The organism is Streptomyces sp. SBT349 (assembly GCF_001083795.1).
Lineage (GTDB): Bacteria > Actinomycetota > Actinomycetes > Streptomycetales > Streptomycetaceae > Streptomyces.
This window is the reverse complement of the sequence record NZ_LAVK01000311.1, coordinates 1-8,743: the sequence shown is the minus strand read 5'-3', so window position 1 is coordinate 8,743 and position 8,743 is coordinate 1. Positions and strand designations below refer to the sequence as shown.

Below are 8,743 nucleotides of genomic sequence, written 5' to 3'. Positions count from 1 at the left end.
CCCGAGACGAAGACCACGTCCCCCTCCCGCAGCCGCCCGACCTCCAGCACCCCGGCGTAGGCGGTCAGCCCGGTCATGCCGAGCACCCCGAGGAACGTGGAGAGCGGCGGCCCGTCCGCGGGCACCTTGGTGGCCTTCCGGCCCGCCACATCCGCGTACTCGCGCCACCCGCGGTCGTGCAGCACGAGGTCGCCCGGCGCGAACCCCTCGGCGGCCGACGCCACCACCTCCCCGACCGCGCCGCCGTCCATCGGCTCGCCGAGCCGGTAGGGCGGCACGTAGGACTTCCGGTCCCGCATCCGCCCCCGCATATAGGGGTCGACGGACAGGCGGAGGTTCCGCACGAGCAGCCGTCCGGGACCCGGCGGCTCCACCTCCACCTCGCGCAGCGCGAAGTCCTCCGGCCCGGGCCACCCCTCCGGGCGGGAGACCAGGTGCCAGGCGCGGCCGGTGGCGGGCAGGTTCACGGTCGTCTCCTCCACGTGCGGGATCACCTCCCACACCTGCCCCGTACCCTCGTGGCCATGTCCCGTCGACACCACGTGGCCGCGCTGCTGACCGCGACGGCGCTCCTGACCGGATGCAGCGGCCTCCCCGAGGCCCCGTCCGCGCCGCCGGGCGCGGGCACGAGCGAGCCGGGGAACGAGAGCGGGTCGCCTCCTCCGCTGCCGGAGGGCGAGCGCGAGGCCCACGGAACGGGCGGCCTGCTCCCGCCGCCCACCCCGTACGAGGACTTCGGCTGGGAGGAGAGCGCCGAGCACTGCCCGCCACCCCCCGGGATCGGCCCGGAGGACGGGGACACGGCCTACGCCTGCGTCCTCGTGGACGTCCCCCCGGGCGAACTCCCGCCCCCCGAGCCCTGGCCCGAGCCCTGACCTCGACCCTGGCCCCGGCTCTAACCGGCGAACGCGGGCTGCGGCAGCCCCTGCCCCGCGCCCGGGACCACCAGGACGGATCCGGCCAGCGGCTCGGCGGCCGGGTCCGTTCCGACCGAGGCAGTGGTGATGTACAGGTCGCTCAGGTCCTTGCCGCCGAACGCGCAGGCCGTCGGCTGGGAGACCGGCACCGCGACCGCCACGTCGATCCTTCCCTCCGGCGTGAAGCGCCGCACCGCGGCGCCGCCCCAGAACGCGGCCCACACGCAGCCGTCCGCGTCCACCGTCAGCCCGTCGGGGGAGCCGGACAGGCCCGCGGTGTCCACGAACGTCCTGCGGCCCGTCACTCCCCCGTCCTCCGTCACGTCGAACACGTCGATGCGCCGGGTCGGGGTGTCGATGAAGTACATCAGCGACCCGTCCGGGCTCCAGCCGATGCCGTTGCTCACCGTGACCTCGGGCAGCACCGTGACCGCCTCGCCGGCGGGGCCCACCCACGTCAGCGCGCCACCGCCCGCCGCCTCGTCGTACCGCATGGTGCCCGCCCACAGCGAGCCGTCGGGCGCCACCGCCGCGTCGTTGCCCCGGCGGCCGGGCACCGGCTGGTGCGTCAGCCAGCTGAACGCCCCCGCCTCGTCATAGAGCCCGACGCCGTCCCTGAGGTTGACCACGAGGCCACCCGCCGCCCGCGGCTTGGCCGCGCCGACGTGCTGCTCCGTCGTCTGCACGGTGCGCCGGCCGGTCGCGGGGTCGAAGCGGTGCACCCGGGAGCCGAGGATGTCCACCCAGATCAGCCGCTCCTCCGCCGGGTCCCAGGTCGGCCCCTCCCCCAGCTCGGCCCGCCCGCGTACCGCTATGTCCAGACCTCCGGCCACGCTCTCCCCTTCTCCGCTTCTCGACTGCTTCGCTCGTCCGCTGTCTCGCTCGTCCGCCGCCGCACGCACTCCCGGGCGCTCCGCCTCAGGAACGGCCGTGGTGGCCCAGCCGCTCCGACAGCTCGCCGGCGCCCTTGACCGCCAGCTCGGCCAGCTCGCGCTGGCGGTCCGCGCTCCATCGGATCATCGGCACCGAGACGGACAGCGCCGCCACCACGCGGCCCGCCCTGTCGCGCACCGGGGCCGCGACACAGCTCACGTCCGGGTTGGACTCCCGCTGCTCGGAGGCGACCCCGCTCGTCCTGACCTCGGCCAGCACCTCGCGGAGCGCGGAGGGCGAGGTGATCGAGTTGGGCGTCATGCGGGGCAGTTCGCCCTCCGGGAGCCGCTCGTCCAGCTCCTCCCGCGGCAGCGAGGCCAGCAGCATCTTGCCGACCGCCGTGCAGTGCGCGGGCAGCCGCCGCCCGGCCGCGGACACCATCCGCACCGCGTGCGTGCTGTCCACCTTGGCGATGTAGATCACATCCGCCTCTTCGAGGACGGCCACATGCACCGTCTCCCCGCAGGTCTCCGCCACCGACCTGGCCACCTGCTGGCCCTCGGCCGCCAGGTCCAGCTGCTCCGCGTACCTGCTGCCCAGCTGGTAGGTCCGCACCCCGAGCCGGAAACGGCCCGGCTGCTCCTGCACCGGCACCAGGTACGAACGGGCCGCCAGCGTGGTGACCAGCTCGTGCACCGTCGTCCGCGGCAGCTGGAGTTTGCGCGTGATCTCAGGGGCGGACAACGTTCCGTCCCCGTCGAGGAATAGCTCCAATATGTCCAACGCCCGGCTCACCGCCGGTACGCGACGCCCCATGCCCGTTGCCTCCGCCGCTCAAGTGTTCGGCATCCCGGGCAAGCGCCGGGATGCCGAACATACGCTAACCACGGCCCGTCACCGCGGGCAATGGTCGAGACAACCGCACGTGAACCCTATGCCCGTTACGAGGCTTCCCTGCCCCCGTCCGGCGCTCCGCCGCCGTGGCCTCCGACCGAGCGTAGCCTCTCCGTGACGGGCCCCGGCAGGTGGTCGCCCGCGCGGTCGGCGACGACCCCTGCCGCCCGCACCGCCGCCTGCCTGCCCGACTGCGCCGCGGTGTCCATCGTGTTCCGCACGGCCGGGTTGCTCATCGCCCGCCCGGCCACCTCCCGCAACTGCTCGTACCGCTCCCTGCCGGCCCGCGCGCCGAGGACGTACCCGACCGCTACCCCGGCCATGAACATGAGCTTGCGCATGGGACGCTTCCCTTCTCCCGTTGCCGATCTTCTCCTGGCTGGCCGCGCCACCCACAACCGGGTGACCCGAATACCGATTTCGAAGCACGCCCTGGCATGCGCTAATCTATGGGCCGCGGCAAGGAAGCGCCCCCGCCCACCGGGGAGCGGACCGCGCGGCGCAGTCCCCTGTAGCTCAATTGGCAGAGCAGCCGGCTGTTAACCGGCAGGTTACTGGTTCGAGTCCAGTCGGGGGAGCACGTCCATGGAATCACCCAAAGGGCCCCGTCCGGGGCCCTTTGTCCTTTCTCACGCATCACTCCCCGAAGCCCGGGAACCGATCACCCCATGCCCGCAGTCCCACCCTGCGAAGGACCTGCCCCGACCCGGGCGGCAGATCGTATGAGCAGCTATGCTGCGGCAGACGGCGCGCACAGATGTGCGCGGCACGCCGTTACGGGGCGGTAGCTCAGCCGGTTAGAGCAACGGACTCATAATCCGTCGGCCGTGGGTTCGAGTCCCACCCGCCCCACCCTCCGGCTCCCTCGGGGAGCCGTTCCGGCGTGAGTCCTCGGCGGCCGGGATACGTCGGGCCGGTCGTTTCTCCCACGCGGCTGCTGTTGGATGCCGGTATGACAAATCAGTCGCCGCTGTCGGCGGACGAGGTGCTGGACATCGTTGACGAGCACGACCGTGTCGTGGACCGGGCCCCGCGCGGCGAGGTGTATGCCCAACGGCTGCGGCACCGCGCGGTGTTCGTGCTGGCGCGGGACGCGGCGGGGCGCGTCTTCGTGCACCGCCGCACCGCACGGAAGCTGGTCTTCCCGTCGCTGTACGACATGTTCGTCGGCGGGGTGGTCGGCGCGGGCGAGTCGTACGACGGGGCGGCGCTGCGCGAGGCCGAGGAGGAACTGGGAGTGTCCGGCCTGCCCGCACCGGCACCGTTGTTCAAGTTCCTCTACGAGACGCCCGAGCACACCTGGTGGTGCTCCATCTACGAGACGCGCTGCGCGTCACCGGTCGCCCCGCAGGCCGAGGAGGTCGCCTGGCACGCGTTCCTCACCGAGGAGGAGCTGCGGCGGCGACTCGACGAGTGGACCTGGACGCCGGACAGCCTGGAGGCGTACCGCCGCCTCCTCGCATGGCGGCATGAGCGGGCCGAGGAGCGCGCGGAACGCCGCTGATCGGCACGGTCACCGGAGCCGCAGGACGCCGGGGGCGCGTTCCTCGAAGATCGCGAGCAGCCAGTCGAAGACGGTCGGCCCCCGCCCCTCGCGTGCCGCGGCCAGCTCGGCGGCGACGGCGGGGCGGTTCGCGGGGTGGCAGCGCGACAGGCGGATCTCCAGCCGGCGGGCCGTCTCGGGATGGCCCAGATGGCGGCGGGACACCTGGTGGTCCCGCCACTCGACCACGTAGTCGCCGTCGTCCGGGGTCCCGGACCCGCCGCCGAGGCAGTCGGCGAAGGCGTCCAGATTCTGGCCGAAGCAGCCCCCGGGACCGTTGACCGCTTCGCCGATGACCCGCCAGAAGTCGTCGAGCGTCGTGATCCGCGTGCCGTCCAGCACGTACGTCGCTGTCACGGCTCGCGTCAGCCGTAGAAGTTGCGTTGCCAGCGGTGGCGGGCGAGGGTGGCCAGCTGCCCGGCGGTCAGCGTCCGGCCGTCGCCGACGGCGGTGTTGCGTTCCACGTTGCGGACCGTGCGCATGCCGGGGATGACGGTGGAGACGGCCGGGTCGCTCAGCACGAACCGGAGGGCGGTCTCGGCGATCGCGTCCTTCTCGATGCCGAGGTCCGCGACGATGGCCGCGACCCGCTGTTCGACCTCGGCGGCGCGGTCACCGCGGAAGTAGGAGGCGCGGAAGTCGCCCTCGGGGAACGTGGTGTCCCCCGTGACGGCGCCGGTCAGGCCGCCCTCGTCGAGGGCCACCCGGACGATGACCCCGACGCCGTGCTCGGCGCAGGCGGGCAGCAGGGCGGCGGCCGGCGCCTGGTCGAAGATGTTGTAGATGACCTGGACGGTGTCGACCGTGCCGCCGCGGACCAGTTCGAGCGCGTTGCCGGGCTGGTGATCGTTGATCGAGACGCCGAAGAGGCGGATCTTGCCCTCGGCCTTCAGGTCCGCGATCGTCTCCAGCCAGTCGCCGCGGCCGATCCACTCGTCGCTCCAGACGTGGAACTGGAGCACGTCGACATGGTCGAGGCCGCTGGTGCGCAGGCTGGTCTCCAGGCTGGCGCGAATGTGTGCGCCGGGGAACGTCTCGGAGGGGTCGAGGCCGTCGGGGGCCGGCCAGATCCCGTTCTTCGGGGGCACCTTGGTCGCCACGTACACCTCGTCCCCCGGCCGCTCGGCGAGCGCCTTGCCGACGATGCGTTCGCTCTCGCCGTAGCCGCGGGCGGTGTCGATGAGGGTGACGCCGAGGTCGATGGACCGGTGCAGGGCGCGCAGCGACTCGTTCTCGGAGGCGCCCACCCAGCCCGACTCGCCGATGCCCCAGGCGCCGTAACCGATCTCCGACACCGAAAGACCACTTCTGCCCAACGTGCGATAGCGCATGCGACGACAGTAGACCGGGTCAGTTCGCTTTCGTTCCCTGCCCCCGTGCGCGCTGGGCCTCCAGCTCGCGCAGCAGGGCCCCGGCGGCGGCGCTGGTCGGGTCGTGGGTGAGGGTGACGACCTCCCACTCGGGGAGGGGCCCGGCCAGCGGAACGAACCGCACCCTGGCGGTCTTGCGGGTGAACGACCGGGGCACGAGCGCGACTCCGAGCCCGATCGCCACCAGGTCGAGCAGCGTGTGGACATCCGTCACCTCCAGGGCCACCCGCCGCTCGAAGCCCGCCGCGGTCAGCACGGTGTCCGCGAGGTCGCGGGTGACCCAGCCGGGCTGGAAGTCCACGAACCGCTCGCCCGCGCCCAGTTCGGCCAGGTCGACCAGGTCACGGCCGGCCAGCCGGTGGCCGGGGGCGCAGGCCAGCACCATCGGCTCGCTGGTCAGCGGCCGGACCAGCAGCCCCTCGGCCGGACGGGCCGGACGCTGCACGAACGCGACGTCGAGCCGGCCGGTGAGGACCAGCTCGGTCAACTCCCGGGAGCCGCCCTGCCGGAGACGGATGTCGAGCCCCGGGTGGTCGGCGATGAACCGGGACAGCACGGTCGGCAGGTCGACGGCGGGCTGGCACTGGAGCGAGCCGATGGCCAGGCTCCCCCGGAGCAGCCCCTGGACGGCGGCCACCGCGTCCCTCGCCGCGTCGGTCACCGCCAGCGCGCGCCTGGCCTCGATGAGCAACGCCCGCCCGGCCGCGGTCAGCTGGACCTGGCGGGTGCTGCGCAGGAACAGCGCCGCGCCCAGCTCACGTTCCAGCGAGCGGATCGAGGCGGAGAGCCCGGACTGGGCGACGCGCAGCCGGCCGGCCGCCCGGGTGAAGTGGCACTCCTCGGCGACCGCCACGAAGTACTCCAGCTGCCGGAGTTCCATCCACCGCCTCGATTCATCGACAGGAGCGCTCAATCCGATCAGAAACCGCTGTTGGACAGATTAATCCCGGGTGCGAAGACTGGTCGACGTCCCCTGCACGGATCACGGAGGAGGCTCCTCATGCAGACACGCCGGATCGGCGGACTCCAGGTCGGCGCCATCGGCCTGGGCGGCATGCCCATGTCCCTGGAGGGGCGGCCCGACGAGGGGCGGTCCGTCGCGACCATCCATGCCGCTCTGGACGAGGGCGTCACCCTGATCGACACCGCGGACGCCTACCACTGGCACGCCGACGAGGTCGGCCACAACGAGGCGCTGATCGCCAGGGCCCTGGCCGGTTACGGCGGCGACACCTCGGACGTCCTGGTCGCCACCAAGGGCGGCCACCTGCGGCCGGGGGACGGGTCGTGGACCCTGGACGGCTCCCCGGAGCACCTCAAGCGGGCCTGCGAGGCGTCCCTGAAGCGGCTCGGCGTCGAGGCCATCGGGCTCTACCAGCTCCACCGGCCCGACCCCAAGGTGCCCTACGCCGAGTCGGTCGGGGCGATCCGGGACCTGCTGGACGCGGGCAAGATCAGGTTCGCGGGCATATCGAACGCCGACCCGGAGCGGATCCGGCAGGCGAACGAGATCCTCGACGGCCGGCTGGTCAGCGTGCAGAACCAGTTCTCGCCCGCCTTCAGGTCCAGCGAGCCCGAGCTCGAACTCTGCGCCGAACTCGGCATCGCCTTCCTGCCCTGGAGCCCGTTCGGCGGCATCCTGCGGGCCGGTGAACTCGGCTCGCGCTTCGCGCCGTTCCAGCGGGTCGCCGCCGCCCACGAGGTCAGCGCGCACCAGGTCTGCCTGGCCTGGATGCTGGCCAAGGCGCCCGTCGTCATCCCGATCCCCGGGGCCTCCCGCCCCCAGTCGATCACCGACTCGACCGCCGCCGTCCGCCTGACCCTCACCGCCGAGGAACTGGCCCTGCTCGACGCCGCCTGAGCCCCGTGCGGCCGGGGTGGCACGCGCCCGCCCCCATCCCCGCCCACCGAGCGGGGATGGGGGCCTCTACCGTTCCAGCGCCTGCGCGACGCCGTCGAAGAACCGTTCGTGGGCGTGGTGGCTGCCGGGGATCTCCGGGTTCCAGGGAACGATCGCGGCCCGGTCGCGCAGCGCGTGCCACCCGGGGCTCTGGGCCAGGGCGTCGGGGGGCGCGGCGTTGGCCCGCACGTCCGTCAGGACGATGTCCGCGCCGAGCGCGGCGGCCTCGGTCCAGCCGGTGGTCGCCCAGTTGGTACCGGGCCCGGCCGGGGGCTCGACCAGCCGGACGCCGTGCTCGGCCAGGGCGCGCAGGTCCGGCCAGGTGGCTGGGCGGGCGAGGTACGCCGTCTCCGCGTCCGCGGCGGAGAGGGCGAGCACCCGGGCGCCGGAACGGGCCCGCGCCGCGGAACGGAGCCGGTTCACCGCCCGGTCGAGGCGGGCCGCCCGCTCTCCGTCCGCGTCGCCCGCCACCGCTCGCAGCGAGCGGGCGAGCGCCGCGAACCGGTCGAGGACCTCGCCGAGTCCGCGGCCCGAGCCGACCCCGAGCGCCACCGTGGGGAGGACGCCCTCCAGCCGCTCGGCGGTCTCGCCGTCGAGCCCGTACACGCGCTCGTCGTCATAGGTGACGGCGACCAGCAGGTCGGCGCCGGTGGCGAGCAGGTCGTCGGTGCGCAGGGCGCCGCCCGCGCCGAAGTAGGGGATGTGGTCGAGGGGGAGGTCCCCGGCCTTGGCGGCGTCGGGGGTGTCGCCGTCGTGCTGGGAGCCGAAGATCCCCACCGGCGGCAGGCCGAAGTCCCACAGGGCGGCTGCCGCCTGTATATAGGCGACGATCCGCGCCGGGCGGTGGGGCGCGGTGACCCGCCGCCCCCGGTCGTCGATGAATTCCCATGTGCCCTGTGCCGACATGAGGTTCTCCTCCGTGTCGATGCGCCCGTGTCGATGCGCCCGTGTCGATGCGCCGAGTGTCCGCCGGGAGCCCCCGCGCCGCCGCGGCGGTGGTCTCATCCCTGCCACCCCGTCCGGCGGTTATGCGCCGGGCCGCCCGCCGCCGGCTTCCCGGGGCCGTCCCGGTCGTGTCCCGATTCGTTCACAGGGCGAGCGGAAACGTTTGCTCGCGCATCACTCGCGGGGAGGGGAACGGCACATCGAATGAACCGGGGGAAGCGGTCATGGAACTGATCACGGTGGTGTGGGTGCTGTTCATCGTCCTTCTGATCGTCGGCAGGGGGGCGGGGGGCGGCGGGGG

At 73.3% G+C, this 8,743-nt stretch carries 10 protein-coding genes, 2 tRNA genes and 1 pseudogene; 5 read left to right on the top strand and 8 right to left on the bottom strand.

The window, feature by feature from the left end:
- Positions 1-494, bottom strand: a pseudogene (locus tag ADY01_RS28190) (NADP-dependent oxidoreductase); the annotation flags it as partial.
- A gap of 30 nt (positions 495-524) precedes the next feature.
- On the opposite strand from ADY01_RS28190, the gene ADY01_RS28185 reads away from it, so the two are divergent.
- The gene (locus ADY01_RS28185; protein WP_159001471.1) at positions 525-875 is read left to right on the top strand and encodes a hypothetical protein; all 351 of its coding nucleotides are present in this window, start codon (positions 525-527) and stop codon (positions 873-875) included.
- Between the two features lie 20 nt (positions 876-895).
- Here ADY01_RS28185 and ADY01_RS28180 read toward each other — a convergent pair whose 3' ends face one another.
- The 3 genes from ADY01_RS28180 to ADY01_RS28170 all read right to left on the bottom strand — a co-directional run bounded on the left by ADY01_RS28180 (position 896) and on the right by ADY01_RS28170 (position 3,025).
- Complete coding sequence (locus ADY01_RS28180; protein ID WP_049579139.1) at positions 896-1,750, bottom strand: SMP-30/gluconolactonase/LRE family protein; 855 nt, start codon at positions 1,748-1,750, stop codon at positions 896-898.
- An 85-nt stretch (positions 1,751-1,835) separates the two neighbouring features.
- Positions 1,836-2,606, bottom strand: coding sequence for an IclR family transcriptional regulator (locus tag ADY01_RS28175; protein ID WP_049579137.1), 771 nt, complete (start codon positions 2,604-2,606; stop codon positions 1,836-1,838).
- 125 nt (positions 2,607-2,731) lie between these two features.
- Positions 2,732-3,025 carry a hypothetical protein gene (locus tag ADY01_RS28170; protein WP_049579135.1) on the bottom strand — a complete coding sequence of 98 codons (294 nt, stop codon included), beginning with the start codon at positions 3,023-3,025 and terminating at the stop codon, positions 2,732-2,734.
- 164 nt (positions 3,026-3,189) lie between these two features.
- Here ADY01_RS28170 and ADY01_RS28165 point away from each other — a divergent pair.
- The 3 genes from ADY01_RS28165 to ADY01_RS28155 all read left to right on the top strand — a co-directional run bounded on the left by ADY01_RS28165 (position 3,190) and on the right by ADY01_RS28155 (position 4,188).
- Positions 3,190-3,262, top strand: a tRNA-Asn gene (locus ADY01_RS28165).
- Between the two features lie 200 nt (positions 3,263-3,462).
- Positions 3,463-3,536, top strand: a tRNA-Ile gene (locus tag ADY01_RS28160).
- Between the two features lie 100 nt (positions 3,537-3,636).
- Complete coding sequence (locus ADY01_RS28155) at positions 3,637-4,188, top strand: NUDIX hydrolase (protein WP_049579133.1); 552 nt, start codon at positions 3,637-3,639, stop codon at positions 4,186-4,188.
- Positions 4,189-4,197: 9 nt separating this feature from the next.
- Here ADY01_RS28155 and ADY01_RS28150 read toward each other — a convergent pair whose 3' ends face one another.
- From ADY01_RS28150 to ADY01_RS28140, 3 genes are read right to left on the bottom strand one after another with little or no spacing between them, the layout of a single operon-like run.
- The gene (locus ADY01_RS28150) at positions 4,198-4,584 is read right to left on the bottom strand and encodes a barstar family protein (RefSeq protein ID WP_049579131.1); all 387 of its coding nucleotides are present in this window, start codon (positions 4,582-4,584) and stop codon (positions 4,198-4,200) included.
- Between the two features lie 8 nt (positions 4,585-4,592).
- Positions 4,593-5,558, bottom strand: coding sequence for an aldo/keto reductase (locus tag ADY01_RS28145; protein WP_049579130.1), 966 nt, complete (start codon positions 5,556-5,558; stop codon positions 4,593-4,595).
- Positions 5,559-5,577: 19 nt separating this feature from the next.
- On the bottom strand, positions 5,578-6,477 hold the full coding sequence (locus ADY01_RS28140; protein ID WP_049579128.1) for a LysR family transcriptional regulator: 900 nt from the start codon (positions 6,475-6,477) through the stop codon (positions 5,578-5,580).
- Between the two features lie 120 nt (positions 6,478-6,597).
- Here ADY01_RS28140 and ADY01_RS28135 point away from each other — a divergent pair, with 120 nt between their 5' ends.
- Positions 6,598-7,458, top strand: a complete 861-nt coding sequence (locus tag ADY01_RS28135; protein WP_049579127.1) for an aldo/keto reductase — start codon at positions 6,598-6,600, stop codon at positions 7,456-7,458.
- Between the two features lie 66 nt (positions 7,459-7,524).
- Here ADY01_RS28135 and ADY01_RS28130 read toward each other — a convergent pair whose 3' ends face one another.
- Positions 7,525-8,403, bottom strand: coding sequence for an ABC transporter substrate-binding protein (locus tag ADY01_RS28130; RefSeq protein WP_049579125.1), 879 nt, complete (start codon positions 8,401-8,403; stop codon positions 7,525-7,527).
- Positions 8,404-8,743 lie beyond the last annotated feature (340 nt).